General features: G+C 42.7%; 10 protein-coding genes. 9 read left to right on the plus strand and 1 reads right to left on the minus strand.

Annotated elements, in window-relative coordinates:
- Positions 1-57: 57 nt before the first annotated feature.
- From AAA970_RS15315 to AAA970_RS15340, 6 genes are all read left to right on the plus strand, one after another.
- Positions 58-2925: a glycoside hydrolase family 2 protein gene (locus tag AAA970_RS15315; RefSeq protein ID WP_338237774.1), complete on the plus strand. Its 2868-nt coding sequence runs from the start codon at positions 58-60 to the stop codon at positions 2923-2925.
- 237 nt (positions 2926-3162) lie between these two features.
- Positions 3163-4563: a glucuronate isomerase gene (gene uxaC / locus AAA970_RS15320; protein ID WP_338237775.1), complete on the plus strand. Its 1401-nt coding sequence runs from the start codon at positions 3163-3165 to the stop codon at positions 4561-4563.
- A 27-nt stretch (positions 4564-4590) separates the two neighbouring features.
- Positions 4591-6120, plus strand: a complete 1530-nt coding sequence (locus tag AAA970_RS15325) for an alpha-L-fucosidase (RefSeq protein WP_338237776.1) — start codon at positions 4591-4593, stop codon at positions 6118-6120.
- 1403 nt (positions 6121-7523) lie between these two features.
- Entirely contained in the window at positions 7524-10514 is a 2991-nt protein-coding gene (locus tag AAA970_RS15330; RefSeq protein WP_338237777.1) for a SusC/RagA family TonB-linked outer membrane protein, read from the plus strand.
- A 30-nt stretch (positions 10515-10544) separates the two neighbouring features.
- Positions 10545-11990: a RagB/SusD family nutrient uptake outer membrane protein gene (locus AAA970_RS15335; RefSeq protein WP_338237778.1), complete on the plus strand. Its 1446-nt coding sequence runs from the start codon at positions 10545-10547 to the stop codon at positions 11988-11990.
- Positions 11991-12038: 48 nt separating this feature from the next.
- Entirely contained in the window at positions 12039-12944 is a 906-nt protein-coding gene (locus tag AAA970_RS15340; protein WP_338237779.1) for a hypothetical protein, read from the plus strand.
- Between the two features lie 91 nt (positions 12945-13035).
- On the opposite strand, the gene AAA970_RS15345 is transcribed toward AAA970_RS15340, so the two are convergent.
- Positions 13036-14898, minus strand: a complete 1863-nt coding sequence (locus tag AAA970_RS15345) for a 7TM diverse intracellular signaling domain-containing protein (RefSeq protein ID WP_060688101.1) — start codon at positions 14896-14898, stop codon at positions 13036-13038.
- A gap of 81 nt (positions 14899-14979) precedes the next feature.
- Between AAA970_RS15345 and AAA970_RS15350 the strand changes: the two genes are divergently transcribed.
- The 3 genes from AAA970_RS15350 to AAA970_RS15360 all read left to right on the plus strand — a co-directional run bounded on the left by AAA970_RS15350 (position 14980) and on the right by AAA970_RS15360 (position 20489).
- A complete protein-coding gene (locus AAA970_RS15350; RefSeq protein WP_338237780.1) occupies positions 14980-17268 on the plus strand; it encodes a glycoside hydrolase family 3 N-terminal domain-containing protein in 2289 nt (762 codons plus the stop codon).
- Between the two features lie 449 nt (positions 17269-17717).
- Positions 17718-20024 (plus strand): beta-glucosidase BglX, encoded by a 2307-nt coding sequence (gene bglX, locus AAA970_RS15355; protein WP_338237781.1) that lies wholly within the window; start codon positions 17718-17720, stop codon positions 20022-20024.
- A 129-nt stretch (positions 20025-20153) separates the two neighbouring features.
- On the plus strand, positions 20154-20489 hold the full coding sequence (locus AAA970_RS15360; protein WP_060688099.1) for a hypothetical protein: 336 nt from the start codon (positions 20154-20156) through the stop codon (positions 20487-20489).
- Positions 20490-20857: the final 368 nt, after the last annotated feature.

The raw sequence follows: 20857 nt of genomic DNA on the forward strand, positions 1-20857 counted from the left end.
ATTGGCTTTTCTTTGGGTAAAGAATCTGATGATAACGATTAAAAATTTTTTAGCTGCATGAAACGGAATTTACTGATATTTTTTGCCTTACTATGGTGTGGGCCATGGCCCTTACTGAGCGCGCAAGAGGCCCCATTAATGATCGAGAAACAATACCTAAGTGGCCAGGATAAAGACCACACCGTGGACTGGGATTTTTATTGTTCTGAGGGGAGGAAAAGTGGAGAGTGGACCCGCATAGCCGTACCTTCTTGCTGGGAGCAGCAGGGTTTTGGGGCGTATAATTACGGGCATGATCCGATGGAAAGTCGTGCGAAGGAGTATGGTTTGTATAAGCATCGTTTTTCCATTCCAAAAGACTGGAAGCAGAGAGAAGTGAAATTGGTTTTTGAAGGGGTGATGACCGATGCGGAGGTGAAAGTGAATGGAAAGCTTGCCGGGGAAATTCATCAGGGTGCTTTTTATGAATTTAAATATTCCATATCCAAATTATTAAAGTTTGGGCAGGAAAATGTACTGGAGGTCAAGGCAAATAAGGTTTCGGCCAATGAATCCATTAATTATGCCGAGCGTAAAGCAGACTTTTGGATCTTTGGTGGAATTTATCGCCCTGTATATTTAGAAGCTTTTCCGAAACAACATATTGAACGGGTAGCGATCGATGCGCAAGCTTCTGGAGCGATCACGGCAGATGTTTTTATGCAGGCTTCAGCAGCCAAAAAAATTACGATGGAACTCCAGCGGGTGAATGGCGAGAAAATTCAGGACATCAAGGTGGAATTGGTTGGTCAATCAAAGGATAAATGGCAGGTGAAGGGAATAGCGAAAAATATAAAAAGCTGGAATCCTGAGCAGCCGAATATGTACCAACTGGCCATTCATTTGAAAGATCGTAAAGGCGATGTTCTACATACTTATCAGCAGAAGATTGGCTTTCGTACCGTGGAATTGTTAGCCGGGGATGGTATTTATGTCAATGGTGAGCGGATTAAGTTTAAAGGGGTGAATCGGCATGCCTTCCACCCTTCATCGGGTCGTACCACTTCCAAAGCTTTAAGTATTGAGCATGTATTGATGATGAAAGACATGAATATGAATGCTGTACGGATGTCTCATTATCCACCGGATGTACATTTTTTGGATGTTTGTGATTCCCTAGGCTTGTTTGTGATTGATGAGGTTTGTACCTGGCACAGCCCACATCTGGACACGGAAGTGGGGAGGAAGATTGTTAAAGAGACGGTGGTGCGAGATGTGAATCATCCCAGTATATTGCTTTGGGCAAATGGGAATGAGACCGGCTGGAATACGGAGCTGGATGATGATTATGCCCTTTGGGATATTCAGCAGCGGGAAGTGATTCACCCCTGGAATATTTTCCGGAAAACCAATACTTTACATTATTTCCATTATCATGCTTTGGCGAATGATGCCTATTCTCAGGATAAAATCTTTTTCCCGACGGAGTTTTTACATGGACTTTATGACGGTGGTCATGGAGCAGGATTGCAGGATTACTGGCATCAGATGTGGCATATGCCCACCAGTGCCGGAGGTTTCCTTTGGGATTTTGCAGATGAAGCCATTGAACGTACCGACAAAGGTGGGGAACTGGATACAGATGGGAATCATGCCGCTGATGGTATCGTGGGGCCATATGGAGAAAAAGAGGGGAGCTATTTCACGATTAAGGAGGTTTGGTCACCCATTTATTTGGAGGATCGCTATATCCGGGAGGGGTTCAATGGCGTGTTTCGTCTGGAGAATCGCTATCATTTCACCAATTTGCGGGATTGCAAAATGGAGGCGAAATGGGTGCAATTTGATGGTCCGGAAGGATCTGTAAAACCCAATATGCTATCTGCCAGTAAAGTAGATCTGCCTGCTTTAGAACCAGCGCAAAAAGGGAAGTTTACTGTTTCTAAACCCCGGAACTGGCAACAGGCAGATGCACTATACCTGACTGCCACGGATGCACATGGTCAGGAAATTTTCACCTGGTCTTATCCGGTGCAAACTCCTCGGGCTCACAATAGTGCTAAAGTCAAAACCGAAGCCACTGGAGATCGCCCGGGCTGGAAAAAAGAGGGAGATCAATATGTGGTGAGTGCGGGTGAAATGGTCTATCGTTTTTCTGCTAGCACGGGGATATTAAAAGAAGTAAAGAGCGCTGCGAAATGGATCCCTCTTCATGAAGGACCCGTGATTTTAGAGCATAAAGATAAGATTGATTCCATTTTTGTTCAGGAGAGGGGAGACCAACTGCAACTGGTAACAGTTTATGAGGCGACGGATAAAACGCCTGCCTGGGCCCAACATGTAGAGTTAAGTTCTGATCGTATCGTTTGGACAATTTCACCCGATGGATTACTGGATTTGGAGGTGGAAATTAAGAGCAAACGCCGGGTGAAGGGCTTCAAGGGGATTAGCTTTTCTTTTCCAGAGGAGCAGGTTCAGGGAATGAAATGGCTGGGAGATGGCCCGTACAGGGTATGGAGGAACCGAATGAAAGGTACGCGCTTCCAGATTTGGGAGAATGATTATAATAATACCGTGACCGGAGAGTTGGGTTTTGTATATCCGGAATTCAAAGGGTATTTCTCCAGTTTATATTGGGCGAAGGTAAAAGGGAAAAATAATAATGGCTTTACCGTCTATTGCCATAGTCCTTTTACTTTCCTGAAAATGCTGACGCCTGAGGCTCCTTCGGAAGATCCTAAAAATCGGGTGACCCCCCAGTTTCCGAAGGGAGATATTGCCTTCCTGAAGAATATCTCCGGGGTGGGGACCAAATTTCAAACACCAGATAGTATGGGGCCGCATGGCAATGAGGAAAACTATTTCGGTAATGATGATGATCCGATTATCATTCACCTGACTTTTGATTTTAACAATAGCACCCGGCCAATGTTAGGGACGAATTAGAGGGTGTTTTAAAGCCAAAATTCGTGGCGAAAACTTGATTATTGCAGAAGCGATACCCGATTATAGAGAGAGAATAGCAGTGCTATTGTTGAGAAGTTTTCCAAAATCGCTTTCAATAATTCGAATTTACAGTCGGAGGATTCAGTTTTTAAAAACGCTCATACAGCTCCTCTGTCTTTTGATCCTTCACCTTATTGTTCCAAAGCTTGAAAAGGCGAATATTTAATTTTTCAGATTATGGCTAATTTTTTGTCCAAAGATTTTTTGCTGCAAAGCAAAACAGCACAAACCCTATATCATGACACGGCTGCTAAAATGCCGGTCATTGATTATCATTGTCATCTTTCCCACAAAGATATAGCGGAAAATAGACAGTTTAATACGATTACAGAAGCCTGGTTGGAGGGAGATCATTACAAGTGGAGAGCCATGCGTACCATGGGGCATGAAGAGGCTTTTTGTACTGGTGATAAATCGGATTTTGAGAAATTTATGGTGTGGGCAGAAACAGTGCCTTTTACATTGCGGAATCCTCTTTATCACTGGACACATTTAGAACTTCAGAGGTATTTCGGGATTCATGAAATTTTAAATAAATATTCGGCGGAAAAGATTTACCGGAAAACTTCTGATTTATTAAGCAAAGATCCTGATTTCTCAACTCGTGGTCTTTTGAGGCAAATGAATGTGGAGGTGGTGTGTACCACCGATGATCCTCTGGACGATTTGAGTTATCATCGTCAGAATAATCAGGAGAATGAGTATACTAAAATTTACCCTACCTGGCGTCCGGATAGGGTGATTAATATTGATCAAAAGGAGCAGTTTGTCGCCTATATTCGGAATTTGGAAAAGCTCAATGGCTTTGAAATTACTTCTTTTGATTGGTTACTGAAGGCCCTGGAAGAACGGATGCAGCACTTTGCAGCTCATCAATGTCGAATGTCAGATCATGGAGTGGAAGTAGTGCATGCGGTGGCCTATACCAGGGAAGAGGTGAATCAGATATTGTTGAAAGTACTTCAGGGTGATCAGCTGGTGCAGGAGGAAGAGCAAAAATACAAATCTGCTATTTTCTTTGAACTCGGAATCCGATATCATCAATTCGGTTGGGTGATGCAATTGCACTTGGGAGCACTACGGAACAATTCCCCTCGTCAATTGGCTAGTTTGGGCCCTGATACTGGTTTTGATTCCATCGGTGATTTTCCTCAGGCCCAATCTTTGGCTAAATTTTTAGGAAACCTGGAGGAAGAGGACCAATTACCTAAAACCATTATCTACAATTTGAATCCAGCAGATAATTATGTGATGGGCACGATGATCGGTAATTTTCAGGGCGGGTTCGCCGGAAAAATTCAGTTGGGGTCGGGCTGGTGGTTCCTGGATCAAAAAGAAGGAATGGAATGGCAATTGAATGCACTTTCAAATCTTGGTTTGCTTCCTCTTTTTGTTGGGATGTTGACGGATTCCCGAAGCTTTTTGTCTTATCCCCGTCATGAATATTTCCGGCGAATATTGTGTAATGTTTTCGGTAATGAAATAGAGCAGGGTTTGCTTCCTGCCGATATGGATTGGACCCGAAAGGTGATAGAGAAAATCTGTTATCAGAATATCAAAGCATATGCTTTTGAATAATTTTTTTTGAAATACTTATTAGCTGATATGAAAACGTTTCATTTTTTAATGGCAATAGTGCTGCTTTTTGCTTGTCAGCAAAAGCAGTCCACTTCTTTGGAAGAAAAAAGGTTTACACCTGACTGGGAATCCCTTTCTCAACATGAGGCTGCTCCTGAATGGTTTGCCGATGCGAAGTTAGGAATTTACTTCCATTGGGGGCCTTATGCTGTTCCTGCCTATGGTAGTGCCTGGTATCCTTGTAATATGTTCCTTCGCGGGAGCAAAGTGAATAAGTTTCATGAGGGAAAATTTGGGAAGATTGAGGATTTTGGATACGAAAAGTTTATCCCCATGTTCACTGCGGAACATTTTGATCCCGAAGACTGGGCCAATTTATTTCAATCTGCGGGTGCTCAATTTGCCGGACCGGTAGCCCAGCATCATGATGGTTTTGCCATGTGGCAAAGTGAAGTTAATCCATGGAATGCTTCGGATATGGGGCCTAAGCGCGATATTTTGGGTGATTTATATCAAGCCCTGGGAAAGCGTAATATGAAAACGATTGCCACTTTTCACCATGCGCGTAATGGGCAGCGGAATGCTAAAAATCCCGATCATTGGGGACGCAATGGTTATAATAGTCATTATCCTTATGCGCCAGACCTCCCAACAGCCACGACAGATCCTAAATTACGTAAACTCTATGGCAATTTTGAAGACATTGAAGAATTCAATCAATATTGGCTGGACCAGGTGAATGAGGTAGTAGATAAGTATAGCCCTGATATTATTTGGTATGATTCCTGGTTGAATCTGATTCCTGAAAAATACAGAATGGAAATGGCGGCTCATCATTTTAATAATGGTTTAAAAAATGGGAAAGAGGTAGTGTTATGTCATAAGCAGGAAGATCTTCCGTTGAATATGAGTGTTTTAGATATTGAACAAGGTGGGAAAAAGGATATATATCCATTGCCATGGATGACTGATATCACCCTTGGAGATACCCGATGGATGTATGTAGAAGGGCATCCCTACAAGCCGGCCTCTTTAGTTCTTCGAAATATGATTGACGTATGGAGTAAAAATGGAATTGTTCTACTTAATGTTTCTCCCCGAGCTGACGGCGTGATTAATAAAGAGCAGAGAGGAATTTTGAAACAAATTGGGGACTGGTTGAAAGTGCATGGAGAGGCCGTTTATGCCTCCCGACCTCATACTGTTTTTGGTTTTGGGCCTGCCAGTAGTAAGGATGGTAGCCATGGAGGGCAGTCTTCTAAAATTGAATATACCGCTAATGATGTTCGTTTCACGGTGGCCAAAGATAAAAAAGCGATGTATGTCTTTTTATTGGGTAAACCTAAGGCCGGAAAACGTATGCAATTTAGAAGTATAGGGGGTTTTCATCGTAATATTCCTCCGGGGAAAATTAAATCGGTAACACTGTTGGGGTCTGATGTTAAAGTCAATTGGGAATTAACGCCAGCATCATTCTACATTACGATGCCCGATGCAGAATTTAATGATATGGCACAGGTATTTAAGTTAGAGTTGGAGGGGGAAACCTCTGTATAGCAGTTTTGTCCCGCTTTAAAATAGATATAGCTATTATTTAGTCTTCTAATATTGAATCCGGTCTGGTTTTTTAGATCGGATTTTTTTATGGTTGATTTTCTGTTTTTAAATCCGCTCTATCGTTTCGAAGTGATCTTACCCTTTTCAATCAAGTTGGGCTTTGATAATCATTTAGAGATTTATTGTTTAAGTCGGATTATTTACGCCAAAATCCGCATTTGGCTGCTAAGCCGGAAAAATGTCGGAATAGTTTCCTATTTGGAGTTTCTTCGAACGAATCAGATGAATGAGGAGAAAGTATTTTTGTCAAAATTTGGGCTATTCAAAATCATTTAAAAAATACCAATAAATAAATTGAAGATAAAGGCTTTGTACTGACTTGATGAAAATAGCGGGGAATACTTTGGGCTAAATCGAAATCCATATGCACGTGTTTAAAAGCCAAAATTCACAGTAAAAATTTCAAATATTGCCGCAACGATACCCGAATATTTTGAGAAAATAGCGGCGCTATTGTTGAGGAATTATCCAAAATCCCTTCCAATAATTCGAATTTGCAGCTGGATGTTGTTCTTTTAAATGCGCTCTAAATCTCTAAGCAATAAATAATAGGGGTAGGATTTTTTGTTGTTTAAAATGTGTGGCGTTTTTGTTCAAAAAAGGGGGCTGAAAAATCTCTCCCCTGCGATTTGAGACATAGTGAGAATTGCCTCATCAATTTGCTTATCCCAAAGGATTAAGAGAACATAGTGATGGGTTAAAGCCAATGAAATATTATGGGCAATCATGTGGGCTTTATTTCATGGATGAAGCAGGCTAATTATTCAGGTCAAAGATTCCGCTTATCATAATGGGTTGGTCCCAGCCAGGGTGTTGGTTTGGTTTTTATGTTGATGGGTTGTTTGGCAAGTATTTATTTGAAGGGAGGTGTCCTATCATTCGTTAGGAAATTTGCCAAGAACCATTCCCCTGGTCTGAGATGGTGGCAGAGGCCTTGTTTTTTCTACCCATTAAGAAAGAGATTTCCGATGAACCCAAAGATCATATTTTTATAAGCAGAGGGGATTTACTGATATTTGATTAGTGTGTTAATTGCATTTTTCGAATAAACTCGCAAAAACTATTTTGTTTTTTTTTGTTTTTTAGGTAGGGATATCGCATCGCTTTAAAAAACACAAATCTATTTCAGGAGATTGGGGAGAGGTCTGATTATTGTTTTTTAAATATGAATGGTGATGTTGGGCTATAATTTTTGAATTTTATAATTCAATCAATATGTGATAATATTGATATGTAATCACGAGGCCTTAGATTACTTTTTTGATAACCAAGATTATTTTTTTCCACTTATGAATTATTCCTACCCAAACAAGCGAAGTAGGCTCCTACTACTAACAGTAGTGATGCTGCTTACTATGGTTCCGGCCTGGGCACAGCAGTTGGTCAATGGACGGGTGGTGGAGCAAACCACCGGAGATCCGATTGTCGGAGTCAATATTGTAGAGAAAGGTACTACAAATGGAACGATTACCGATTTTAATGGTAATTACTCTTTAAGCGTGAGTTCTGGTGAAAGCACGCTGCTATTTTCCTTTGTAGGGTTTTCCGATCAAGAGGTATTGGTCGGCAATCAACAAGTTATCGATATTCAATTGCTAGAGAATGTGGAGCAGTTGGAGGAATTGGTAGTAGTTGGTTATGGCGTGCAACGTAAATCTGATCTTACCGGGGCCGTCTCCTCTGTAAAATCCAGCGAACTAACCGCAACTGCAACGCCGAGTATTTCCCAGGCACTTCAAGGAAAGGTGGCAGGTGTTCAGGTAACTGCGCAGTCCGGTTCTCCGGGTGCAGGCATGGACATTAATATACGAGGTATGGGTACGGTGAATGGTACGGGCCCCTTATTCGTGGTGGACGGTTTGCCGATCACCGGAGATGCTTCCTTCCTGAATTCCAATGATATAGAGTCTATGGAGATTCTTAAAGATGCCTCTGCTACGGCCATTTACGGTTCCAGAGGAGCGAATGGTGTGGTGTTAATCACTACTAAACAAGGTAAAAAGGGAACTTCGACGATTAATTATAATGGTTATGTAGGGGTTCAGAATGTCTGGAAGACCATGGAGCTGACCAATGCAGAAGAATGGGCAATTTTGAAAAACGAAGCCAGAAGAGCAGATGGTTTACCTATTTTGCCCGGCCTGGAAGATCCTGCTTCATTAGGAAAAGGAACCGATTGGCAGAATGAGGTATTCAGGTCCGCTATGATTATGAATCACCAGTTAAGCTTCAGCGGTGCCTCGGATCGTTCCTCTTATTATATTTCCGGTGATTATATCGGGCAGGATGGGGTGATGACCGGTACGGATTTCGAAAGAATCTCTTTAAGAACCAATGCCAGCCATAAGGTGAAAGATTGGTTGAAAGTGGGCTTAAACATGAATGTTTCCAACAGTAAAAGAAATTTGGTGTTGGAGAATGATGAATTTGATGGCAAAGCCCCCTTGAATGGTGCCTTAACTTTGGATCCGGTAACGCCGGTATACAATCCAGACGGTAGTTTTGGTAGCACCACCTATTCTAATATTCATAACCCGGTTGCGGAGATTTTTTACACTAATAATTCCGTATCCACTAATAATATTGTGGGGAACATTTTCGCTGATGTAAACCTGACCGATGGTTTGGTTTTCAGAACTTCCTTTGGTATTACCTATGAAAATGGTTTAGATGAAAGTTTTGATCCAAAGTATTATGTGGCCAATTATCACCAGAACCAGTCCAATACTTTAGCACAAACACGCTTTGAGAATTTTTCCTATACTTGGTCTAACACGCTGAACTATATGTTTGACTTAGGAGAAAAGCACCGATTCAATGTGTTGGCAGGTCAGGAGGTACAGTTTGTAAGAAACGAATGGCTGCAGGGTTATATCTCCGGTATTCCTGATAAATATGCCAAAAATCCAACCCTGGAAAATGGGGACCCCAATACTGCAAAAACTTTGGGAGGCGCTAAGCAATACGGATTAGTGTCTTATCTGGCAAGAGCCAATTATAATTTTGATGATCGTTACCTACTTACCGGTACGGTTCGTATGGATGGATCTTCCCGATTTGGTTCCGAAAACCCATGGGGGGTGTTTCCTTCCTTTGCGGCCGGTTGGAATTTGCACAATGAGCACTTTATGGACTTGCCTGCTATGTTCAGTCAGTTTAAGCTAAGAGCAGGATGGGGACAAATTGGTAATCAACGAACAGGGGAAAGCTATTATCCATATTTAACGCAAGTATCGACTACTCCCGGTTATACCCTCGGTGGGGTAAAAACACAGGGCGCTGCGCCTTTAGGGATTGGTAATAACGAAATTAAATGGGAGGCTACTACCACCCTGAACATCGGAACGGATATTGGGTTGCTTGCAGATCGTCTGACATTTAGTGCGGAATATTTTATTCGTGAGACTTCTGACATGTTGGTACAGTTACCAATTCCGGATCATGTGGGAGTAGAAGATGCACCCTTTGTGAATGCAGGTTCTGTAAAAAATAGTGGTTTTGAATTCCAGATAAACTGGCGTGAGCAAAGAGATGACTTTACTTATAGCTTAGGCGCGAATGTGACCACGATAAAAAATGAAGTAACCAGCCTGGGAGAGGGTGGAGAACCCATTTTGGATGGGGATTTCAGAGGGATCGGTTATATTTCCCGAACAGAAGTAGGTCATCCTATTGGCGCTTTCTACGGTTATAAAATGGTAGGAATCTTCCAGACTCAGGAAGAAGTGGATGCCTGGGGAGCTCAGCCAGATGCCAAAGCCGGAGATGTAAAATTTGCGAAGAATGAGAATAACGAATTGGTGCAGGATTTTATCGGCTCTCCTCATCCGGATCTGTACTTAAACTTTAGCGGTTCGGCAAGTTATAAAAATTTCGATTTGTCATTCAACCTTCAGGGTACCGTAGGGAATGATATCTATAATGGCTTGAGGTATTATAATGAAGGTACCGGTTTTGGTAATTTTAGCCGAAAAATGTTGAATCGCTGGACAGGCCCTGGTACCTCAAATGAAATTCCAAGGGTGACTGAAAATGGCGCTCAGCAAAACTTGTTGATCTCTGATCGCTTTGTGGAAGACGGTTCCTACCTGAGGTTGCAAAATCTGCAAATCGGCTATACCCTTCCAGCAGTGCTTACTGAAAGAGTCGGTCTTAGCAAAGCGAGAGTTTACCTGAATGGTCAGAACTTATTCACCATGACCAAATATTCTGGACTGGATCCGGAGATAGGTTCTCGTTCGGGTGATCAGGCGAGTGCTTTGGATATTGGGATTGACCGGGGAGCCTATCCTCAGGCAAGAGTCTATATGATCGGACTTAATCTGACATTCTAAAAACAAGAAGTATTTTTAAATTGAATAAAAATGAAAAGATTTTTTAGATATATAGTTGGTTTGGTCGCCATGTTTTCCATAGCTGCCTGCCAAGACCTACTGGACCAGGAGCCTATCGGGCAGGTTGGTTTGGATGAGTTCTTTGAAACAGAAGAGGATGCCCTTTTAGCGGTCAATGCAGCCTACCAGCCTATGCAGTTTGAGCAAACCAAAGGTGCCTGGCATATGTGGTGGTTTTTTGGTGATATCCCTTCTGATGATGCCACCAAGGGAGGTGAAAATGAAGGAGATCAATTAGGGGTTTACCAATTTGAGACTTTTCAGGCGGATGGTACCAACTTTAATGTAGTTGGACTTTGGTCAGCGCTGTATCAGGGTATTTATCGGGCGAACAATGTTTTAGATAATGTACCGGCAATAGATATGGACGAGGGGATGAAGAACCGTATTCTAGGAGAAGCACGCATGTTAAGAGCTTTTTATTATTGGAGGCTTGTTAGAGTATTTGGTGGTGTGCCTTTGGTGGACCATGTATTGGAGCCTTCAGAATTTAAAATGGCCAGAGCTTCCGCGGAGCAGATTTATGGCTTGATCGAAACGGATTTACAATTTGCGGTAGATAATTTGCCTTTGAAGTCCGCTTATGCCGCAGAGGATGAGGGGCGTGCAACCAAGGGTGCAGCACAGGCATTATTGGCCAAAGCTTATTTGTATCAAAATAAGTGGACGGAGGCAAAGTCTATGATGGAGGCTTTATTCGCGACAAATGAATATTCTTTGGATCCTGATTTCCAGCATATCTTCTCTAAAGAGGGAGAGCATGGAGTGGAATCAATTTTTGAGATCAGTCACGTACCTTCTCCGGACGGTTGGGGTAATGCCAACCAGGGGACCACTACGCCAATTTTCTGCGGACCTCGGTCTGAAGGGGGCTGGGGATTTAACCAGGCAGAACAGGGTTTGATCGATGCTTTTGAGTCCGGTGATCCTCGTAAACGGTACACCATTACTGATCAGTATGAGCAACCATTTGGTACTGGTTTTTATAATAAAAAATATACTTATACCTGGGAAAGTGGTTACTCCCTTCCGGATATTGCCGATGCGGCCTCTAATGGAGAGGTGAATTACCGGGTGATTCGTTTGGCAGATATGTATCTGCATTATGCTGAAGCTTGTTATCATACCTCAGATGAGGCCAAAGCGCAGGAATACGTGAACAAGGTTCGTGCCCGGGTGGGGCTGTCCGATATTGCTTCTACCGGTACGGCTTTATTGAATGATATTTACCATGAGCGCCGGGTAGAATTGGCCTTGGAAGGAGAGCGTTTCTTTGATATTGTCCGTCAGGGCAGGGGAGAGGCACTTTTGGGATCAAAAGGATTTAAAAGCGGGGTACATGAATTGTTCCCGATTCCGAATACTCAGATCGCCATCACGGGTGGATTAATTATCCAAAATCCTGGTTATAATTAATGTTAATTGGTCTCCCATTATGGGAGACCCTTTAAAATGGATTCAATTATGAAATTAAGAAATATATTTTTTAGTGCAGCTGCAATGCTAGCCATTGCATCCTGTCAGGAAAAAGTGGAGGTAGATTTTGGTCCTATGCCGGAGCCTTCCTTTACCATGGAAAAAGTGGATGCCAATACCGTTCGGTTGACAAATACTTCCAAAGGAGGTTTTTTATATAACTGGGACTTTGGTAATACTGAATTTCGAACCTCTGATGATGCCTCAGAAACTTTTACAGTTTTCTATGATTTTAAAGATGATTATGAAATCAAACTGACCGCAAGTGCCAAAGCCGGTGCAGTGACCACCAGTCAGACCGTTAGCATTGATGAAACCATACCGGAAATTTGTGAAGATGAAGTCCGTCGTATGTTATCCGGTGGATGTGATGGTCCTGGACAAAAAATCTGGGTGTGGCGCAATGAAGTATCTGGTCATATAGGGGTAGGAGGAGATGAGGTGGATCCTCCATATCCGGATTGGTGGGCCAATGACCCTAATATGGAAGATGATTTAGTATATGATGATGAATTCGTATTCACCATCCGTGGAGAGTATATTCATGATAATAAAGGGGATAGTAAATGTAACTGGTATGCGGCGAATGAAAACTTGGTAGGGGATCCGAGAACGCCGACTTTTACCGGTGGCCTTGGGCAATATCAGGATCCAATTTTGCCTTTTGATACCTCCGCACCAACCAAATATACTATTGAGCATAAAGAGGGAGAACGTTTCCCAACGGTTACTTTTTCTGCAGATAATTTTATAGGACTTTATAATGCAACCAGTACCTACTATATCGTGGAGTTGACCGAGACCACCATGATGGTCAGACATCGTTACACAGAGGTTTGGGATGGACAGGAGTCAGGTGGCTGGAGATACTTGCAGTTTAAAGTGAAAGAATAGGGGATTATCCGCTGGGGGGCGGATAATTATTGTTGGACTGACAGCGAAAGCTGCTTTTCGATGCGGGAAGGGATAGCTCTTCCCGCCTTTTTTAAAGTTCTGCACCTATGGGGACTTTAGGATCGAGGATATACATTGCCCAGCCTAATTCAGGTTGCGTCAGCTGATGTTTTTTCAATAGGTAATCACGTTCTTTGACACGCTTTTGAAATTTCCAACAAGTATTTTGGTTTAAACCCACTTGCTCTGACATGGTCTGGGCAGGCATTTTGAATTGACTGTGGTAGGTCAGGTATAACATATATAGCCCTTGCTGGCAAGTGAAATGGGAACGGTAAAAAAGCGTTCCGCGTGTTACTGTTTCGTTGAAGCCACATTTTGAACATCGGCGGGACAGCCGGCCTTGACCTCTGGCATATTTGTCATTCCCACATTTGATACACTTGTATTGGTCTTTCCATTTAAGTTGATCTATGAAGCTCAGGCATGCTTCTTCATCCGGAAATTTACGCTGAAAGTCTTCATAACTTAAATCTTTATCCAATACGTGGGCATTAGTGAGGTCTTCAACATCTGCTTCCAGCGCAATGTTGGCCTTTTCCAGCAAGCTGTTTTGTGCCTCTATTTCCAAAGAATAGGCCTTTAATTGCTGGTGTGCCTCTTCTAGTTCCCGGTTTCTCAGCGCGATAATTTCTTGCTGGTTTTTTACCTCCAGCGTTCTTTTGTCGACGGTATCCGAAATGATTTTTTCATTTTCACGCAGTTGTCGGATGATACGTTTGTGGGCTTTCTCTTTTTGCTGTTTGAGTAGGCTAAACTTTAAACTCAGTCCCCAGCTTAAGGAAATAATTTCAATCAACATACCAATATAGATCGCATAGGCGTACCATATGGAGTCAATATTTGCCAAGCCCATTCTTGTGACATTGATTAAAATCGATAGTAACATGAAGCTATATCCAAATACAAAAAACCGGGAAGGTAAGTAGCCTTTTTTTGCCGATATCAGGCCCATGAAATAGATCAGGAAAAAAGGGGCGAGGTATAAAGTCGCCTGGATGTCCGGGGTAAGAATATCTAACTCCCCTAAAACATTGGCTAATCCGCTTAAAATCACGGTTAAGTATAGGAAAGGCATAAATTGAGGAGTGAACTTCTCCGCCTTGATGAAATTGCTGGAATAGATAATGAAAACCAATAGAAAAAGTACCCTGCGGGAATAGGTAAAAATGATGTTCCATTCAGGCGTATTTTTCCACAGCCATTGAAAACCTAATCCATCATCATGTAAAGTGATTAAGCATAGACCTAGGATATAAAAAACGAAATAAAGATGGAGGCGGTCCTTGAGGGTGATAAAAACGAATAGGTTATAAAGTATCAGAAAGAGTAAAATGCCATAAAACACGCCTAGCAAAAGATATTCCGTGGAAATATATTTGATTAAGAAGGTGCCTGACCTAAATTTAAAAAACAAACCAACGGGTCGCTGGACGTTTACCCTGAGCAAGGCCGTATGCGGGTATTCTTTTTCGATACGTGGGATTTCGTAGGTAAAATTCTTATGAAAAATGGATCTTTTATGGAAGGTTTGGTGAAAGCCGGCTTCCTGGTAGGTCAACAGGCTGTCCTTGAAAAAGAAATAAGGTTGAATAAAATCAATGTGAGGATCAATCGCTTCTAAATACCAATTCTTATCTGTATGGATAAGGTTACTGGTTTTAGCGGCCAGCCAGAGATTTCTGTTTTTGTAATGATCAAATGCAGGCAGCTGATCCATGGTTTTGAATTGCCGCGATAATCGATATACCTCCTTTGCTTGTAATGTGTTGGTAGAATCGATATAGAATAGTATTTGATTTTCAGAAAGAGGTATGTCGCCATTTTGTGCGATTACAGGATTAGCATGTAGCCACAGACAAAGTGCAAAAAATAAAAGCAGGCCAAATCTCATGGGGGATGTAATTTGCTGATTGGAAATAAAAAAGTGAATATAATTAATTTAAATAAATATTTTTAAAATATACATAAATAAATGAAAAGTTTGTTGATAGGAATGGCAATGCTGGTAGGCGCGGGAGGCAACCTGCTGGCACAGGAAAAGGATATGCAAATTGAGGATTTATTATCTAAAATGACGGTGGAGGAGAAGGCCGGACAGATGACCCAGTTGACCCTGGAATTTGTCTCCAAAGGAGATGGCTATGCCGTGGCAAGTCCGCATGAATTGGATCCTGAAAAATTGCATAAAGTATTGGTGGATTATCATGTAGGCTCCATACTTAATTGTGCGGGGGAAGCCCGAACTCCGGAGCGCTGGTACGAGATGATCAGCCAAATGCAGGAATATGCCATGCAAAAAAGCCGGTTGCCCATTCCCGTTTTGTATGGGATTGATGCGGTGCATGGGGTAAATTATACTGTGGGTGCCACATTATTTCCACAGGAGGTGAGCCTGGCGGCCAGCTGGAATCCCGAAATTGTTGAAAAAATGGCCGCCATTACGGCTTATGAGTGCCGGGCCTCCGCTATTCCATGGACTTTTGCTCCGGATCTGGACCTGGGTATTGACCCTCGCTGGGCGAGAATTTGGGAAGGCTTTGGTGAGGACCCTTATTTGGCCAGTGAAATGGGTGTGGCGATGACCAAGGGTTTTGAGGGAGAAGATGTAGGGGATAAAGATCGTGTAGCGGCTTGTGTGAAGCATTTTGTAGGCTATGGAGCTCCTCGTAGTGGAAAAGACCGTACGCCGGCCTGGATTCCGGAAACCATGTTAAGAGAATTATTTCTGCCTCCCTTCCAGGCAGCCATTGATGCTGGTGCACGTTCGATTATGATTAATTCCGGAGAGGTTAATGGCGTGCCGGTTCATGCTTCCAAATGGTTGTTGACAGATGTGCTAAGAGGAGAGATGGGTTTTCAGGGAGTAGTGGTGACGGATTGGTATGATATCTGGAACTTGGTGGAGCGTCATCATGTGGCGGCAGACCGTCGGGAGGCGGTAAAAATGTCTGTTTTGGCGGGTATTGATATGTCCATGGTCCCTATGGATTTGGAGTTTACCGAATTGTTGATCGACTTAATAAAGAGTGGGGAAATTCCAATGGAGCATATTGATGCGGCAGTGCGTCGAATTTTGATAATGAAAAAGGAGTTGGGCTTATTTGAAAGGCCAGTAACTAATCCAAAGGATTACCCATTGTTTGGTAGTGCGCAGCATGAGGCCGTTGCGAAGGAGGCGGCTTTGGAGTCCATTACCTTATTGAAGAATGAGGCTGTGCTTCCATTGAAAAAGGATCAGAAAATATTGGTGACCGGACCAAATGCCAATACGATGCGTCCTCTGAATGGGGGGTGGTCCTATACCTGGCAGGGGCATAAAACGGATGAGTTTGCGAAGAAACACGCCTCAGTGTTGAGTGCTTTAAGGCAGTTTGCAGGAAATAAAAATGTGAAATTTGTACCCGGGGTGAGTTATGAAATGGAAAAAACCTATGAGTATGATAAGCGCGATGATTTTGAAAAAGCGGTAGCGGCTGCTCAGGATGTGGATGTGGTGGTGCTCTGTATTGGAGAAAACTCGTATACGGAGAAGCCTGGCGATTTGAATAATTTGGCTTTGTCTGAGCATCAGCATGCTCTGGCGGAGGCATTATTAGCTACTGGTAAGCCGGTGGTGATGGTGCTTAATGCCGGTCGTCCTCGCATTATCCAGCAGTTGGAGCCTAATACGGCGGCAATCGTACACACTTATCTGCCCGGGAATCACGGCGGTGAAGCTTTAGTGGATCTCTTGTACGGAGAAGCGAATTTTTCAGGAAAATTACCCTATACTTATCCTCGGGATGTCAATGATTTGGTTCCCTATTATCATAAATTTTCTGAGAATATGGCCCATAATGATGGAAATGAGTACACGGATCCGTTTTTTAATCCACAATGGGAATTTGGCTTTGGTCTGAGCTATAGTGATTTTGTTTATAGTGATATGCAAATCAATAAGAGCTCTTTTGAAGCGAATGAGGTCATTGAATTGAGTGTAGTCGTAAAAAATGCCAGCCAAGTGGATGGGAAGGAAGTCGTTCAGCTTTATTCAACAGATGTGGTGGCGTCCATTACTCCTTCCGTGAAACGATTGAGAGCTTTTGAGAAAGTGAGCCTGAAAGCTGGAGAAAGTAAGACGGTACGTTTCCGTCTTCCGATGAAATCCTTGGCTTTTATCGGAGCAGACCATAAACCAACCCTGGAGCCGGGAGAGTTTGTTTTGCAGTTGGGAGATCAAAAGGAAAGTATTCAATTGACTGGAGTCAGGATGACCTTTTGATTCATGTTTTTGGGGTGTTTATGATCAAAGAAATTAGTAGCTGATTTAGATTTTGAAAGTGATTATAAAGGTGTTTAAAAATATAGCATTCCTGTTTTTTATAAGTTATTTCATTTTATATAAATGAATAAATTTAGCTAATAATCGCGAGCCCCATTTTTGTGTGTTTAATACTCCCGTGATAATAAGGTTTTGATATAGCCTGTTTTGCGGGAGTTATTTTTGTTTTGGAATTAAGAGCATGTTTAAAAGCATATGATCTGGCCGCAAATTCGAATTATTGGAAGCAATTTTGGATAATTTCTCTACAATATCGATGCTATTCTCTTAAAATAATCCTTTATCCCTTCTGCAATAATCAAATTTTCGCTGCGAATTTGGCTTTAAGCCCACTCTTAATGAGGGGGTGATTGATATTTAATGATGATTATAATGTAATTTCTTTTTATATGGCTGGTATCAAAAATCAATGGTGGTGGGTTAATCTATTTGCTTTATTGCCAGTAATTATTTTCTTTTTTATTGATCAGGGGTATTTTAATAGTAATACTACTTCGCTGCCCTCTACTTTAGAGCAAAAGGAGGAAGCCCTCTTTATAGAGGATTTGCTATCAAAAATGACGCTTTCAGAGAAATTAGGGCAACTTAATCAGAGGGGAACTTCCAGTAGAGAAAAGGGGACGCTTTCTGAGGATTTAAAGCAAGCGGTACGTCAGGGTAAAATCGGTGCGATGCTAAATGTGATGAATCATGACAATGTTCGTGAAATTCAGCGATTAGCGGTGGAGGAAAGCCCCAACGGTATTCCGATGTTGTTTGCCCGCGATGTCATTCATGGTTTTCGAACGATTTTCCCTATCCCACTGGGGCAGGCAGCCGGCTGGGACATAGATTTGGTAAAAGATGGAGCAGAGGTAGCGGCTAAAGAGGCCAGTAGTCAGGGAATTCGCTGGACTTTCGCCCCCATGATAGATGTTTCCCGTGATCCGCGTTGGGGGAGAATCGCCGAGTCTTTCGGGGAAGATCCTTATTTAAATGCTACATTAGGTGCAGCGATGGTGGAGGGTTTTCAGGGAGATTTGAGCCAGCCGTATCATATCGCAGCTTGTGCAAAGCATTTTGCCGGATATGGTGCTGCGGAAGGAGGACGGGACTATAATACGACCAATATTCCGGAAGCCCTGATGAGACAGGTGTATTTACCGCCTTTTCAGCAGGCGGTAGAGGCAGGAGTACTGACATTTATGGCCGGTTTTAATGAATTAAATGGAATCCCGGTTTCCGGTAATCGGTGGTTGCTTAATGAAGTCCTCCGTCAGGAATGGGGCTTTGACGGGGCCGTTGTCAGTGATTGGAATTCTGTTACTGAAATGATAGCGCATGGTTATGCTGCTGATGACCAACAAGCGGCTGAACGGGCTATAACTGCTGGAATCGATATGGAAATGACCAGTCAGGCTTATGAGCACCATTTGGAGACATTGCTGCAAACACAAAAGGTGGAGCTGGATCAAATTGATGAGGCGGTAAGAAGAATTTTGAGGGTGAAATACCGACTGGGTTTATTTAATAATCCCTATGCTGATTTACAACCGATTGTGGAGTTGGAGGAGGCCCATCGACTTAAGGCGGAGGGTGCGGCAGCCAAAAGTCTGGTGCTGCTTAAAAATGAAGACCAACTTTTGCCCCTGCAAGGGAAGGAAAAGATTGCCCTGATTGGCCCAATGGCGGATGCGGCACTGGATCAGCTGGGTACCTGGATTTTTGATGGAAAAGCGGAGGAGTCGGTCACTCTTTTGGAGGCAGCCAGGGAAAGTGGACATCAGGTGGAATATGTAGCTGCTCTGGATTATAGCCGGGATAAAAGTCAGGTGAAATTTCAATATGCCATTCAGCTGGCCCGGAGATCGGACGTGATCGTTTTAGCACTGGGGGAGGAGGCCATTCTTTCCGGAGAAGCACACTCACGAGCGGATATTAGTCTGCCCGGGGCACAAAGTGCTTTATTGAAGGCTTTATCGAAGTTGAACAAACCCATTGTTACCGTATTAATGGCGGGGCGTCCGCTGGTATTGGAAGAGGATTTGGAGCATATGGACGCTTTGATCATGGCCTGGCATCCCGGCACCATGGCGGGCCCGGCGATTTGGTCGGTTTTGGACGGCAGCCGGCAGCCTAGCGGCAAATTACCGGTCACCTGGCCTAAAGCGAATGGACAAATGCCCATTTATTACAATCATTCCAATACCGGTCGACCAGCAACGAATCAATCCGTTGTGGCCATGGAGGATATTCCGGTGGGCGCCTGGCAATCATCTTTAGGGAATACCAGCCACTATTTAGATGCCGGAAGGCTGCCACAATGGCCATTTGGCTTTGGTATGCATTATGGAGAGATCCAATATTCATCCCCAAAGCTTTTGAAAGAGGTGCGCTGGAATATGCCGCTTGAACTTTCGGTAGAGGTTCAAAATGTTGGGAAGTACCCTTTGGAAGAAACGGTGCAGCTTTATTTGCAGGATGAAGTCGCCGAAATTGTTCAACCTATTAAGTCCCTTAAGGCCTTCCAAAAGGTGAAGTTGTTGCCGGGGGAATCCAAAGAGGTTTCCTTCTCACTTCCCTTCTCCTCTTTGTCGTACATTGGTCCTGAAATGAATAGGCGTATTGATCCCGGATTCTTTAAAATTTGGCTTGCTCCGGACGCCGGAGAGGGACACGAATTCCTTCGTTTTGAGGTGATAAAAAAGCCAGTTTAATTTATTGAAAAAAAACTTGGAGTAGCAACAGGGGTAATCACGAAGGATTACAGGGGGGAAAGTATAGACCTATTGGTAGACCAAAATTCCTTTAATATCTTGATTGCCATAGCAAGTAAATTGAACAAGATGAAAGGGATTTTGGGTACGATCATGTTGATGTTTTTGTCGGCTAGCATGACATTTTCCACTGATCTGACGAAGAAAAAAATGGCTTCCATTGAAAAAGATGTAGCCACCATGACAGCAGTAATGGATTTAAATGTTTCGCAATCTAACCAGATAAAGGAGCTAAAGATTCAGCAGGCCTTGAAGCTAAGGGAGATTTATCAAACCACCCCGGCTAAATCTCCTGAACGAAAAGAAGCCGTAAAGGAAGAATGGAAAATTTTTTATACCGCACTAAAGCAGGTTTGTACCAAAGAACAGATAAAAAAGTGGAATGCCCATAAAAACAAGACCTGAAAATAGTGGGCTTGGGAATTGTCGTTGATTTTTAGCGCATGTTTAAAAGCGCACCATCCGACTGCAAATTCGAATTACAGGATGCGATTTTGGATAATTTCTCAACAATAGTGATGATATTCTTTCAAAATAATCGGGTATCGCCTCTGCAGTACTTCAAAATTTCGCTACGAATTTTGGCTTTTTAATACGCTCTCAGTGAATATTAAAAATGATAGAAAGTGGTTTAGAGTGAATTTTCAACAATAGGATAATAATAGGGAAGTTATTTAACCCGGATTTTTCATGCTTAAATTCTCGTTTAGCTGCTAGGCGGGAAAAATGAAGGAATAGTTTACTATTTCGAGTTTTTCCCAACGAAGCAGATG

Source organism: Persicobacter diffluens (assembly GCF_036244895.1).
Lineage (GTDB): Bacteria > Bacteroidota > Bacteroidia > Cytophagales > Cyclobacteriaceae > Persicobacter > Persicobacter diffluens.

Coding starts and splice junctions, on each gene's coding strand:
- AAA970_RS15315 (WP_338237774.1), top strand. CDS start 58: ATGAAACGGAATTTACTGATATTTTTTGCCTTACTATGGTGTGGGCCA.
- uxaC (WP_338237775.1), top strand. CDS start 3,163: ATGGCTAATTTTTTGTCCAAAGATTTTTTGCTGCAAAGCAAAACAGCA.
- AAA970_RS15325 (WP_338237776.1), top strand. CDS start 4,591: ATGAAAACGTTTCATTTTTTAATGGCAATAGTGCTGCTTTTTGCTTGT.
- AAA970_RS15330 (WP_338237777.1), top strand. CDS start 7,524: ATGCTGCTTACTATGGTTCCGGCCTGGGCACAGCAGTTGGTCAATGGA.
- AAA970_RS15335 (WP_338237778.1), top strand. CDS start 10,545: ATGAAAAGATTTTTTAGATATATAGTTGGTTTGGTCGCCATGTTTTCC.
- AAA970_RS15340 (WP_338237779.1), top strand. CDS start 12,039: ATGAAATTAAGAAATATATTTTTTAGTGCAGCTGCAATGCTAGCCATT.
- AAA970_RS15345 (WP_060688101.1), bottom strand. CDS start 14,898: ATGAGATTTGGCCTGCTTTTATTTTTTGCACTTTGTCTGTGGCTACAT.
- AAA970_RS15350 (WP_338237780.1), top strand. CDS start 14,980: ATGAAAAGTTTGTTGATAGGAATGGCAATGCTGGTAGGCGCGGGAGGC.
- bglX (WP_338237781.1), top strand. CDS start 17,718: ATGGCTGGTATCAAAAATCAATGGTGGTGGGTTAATCTATTTGCTTTA.
- AAA970_RS15360 (WP_060688099.1), top strand. CDS start 20,154: ATGAAAGGGATTTTGGGTACGATCATGTTGATGTTTTTGTCGGCTAGC.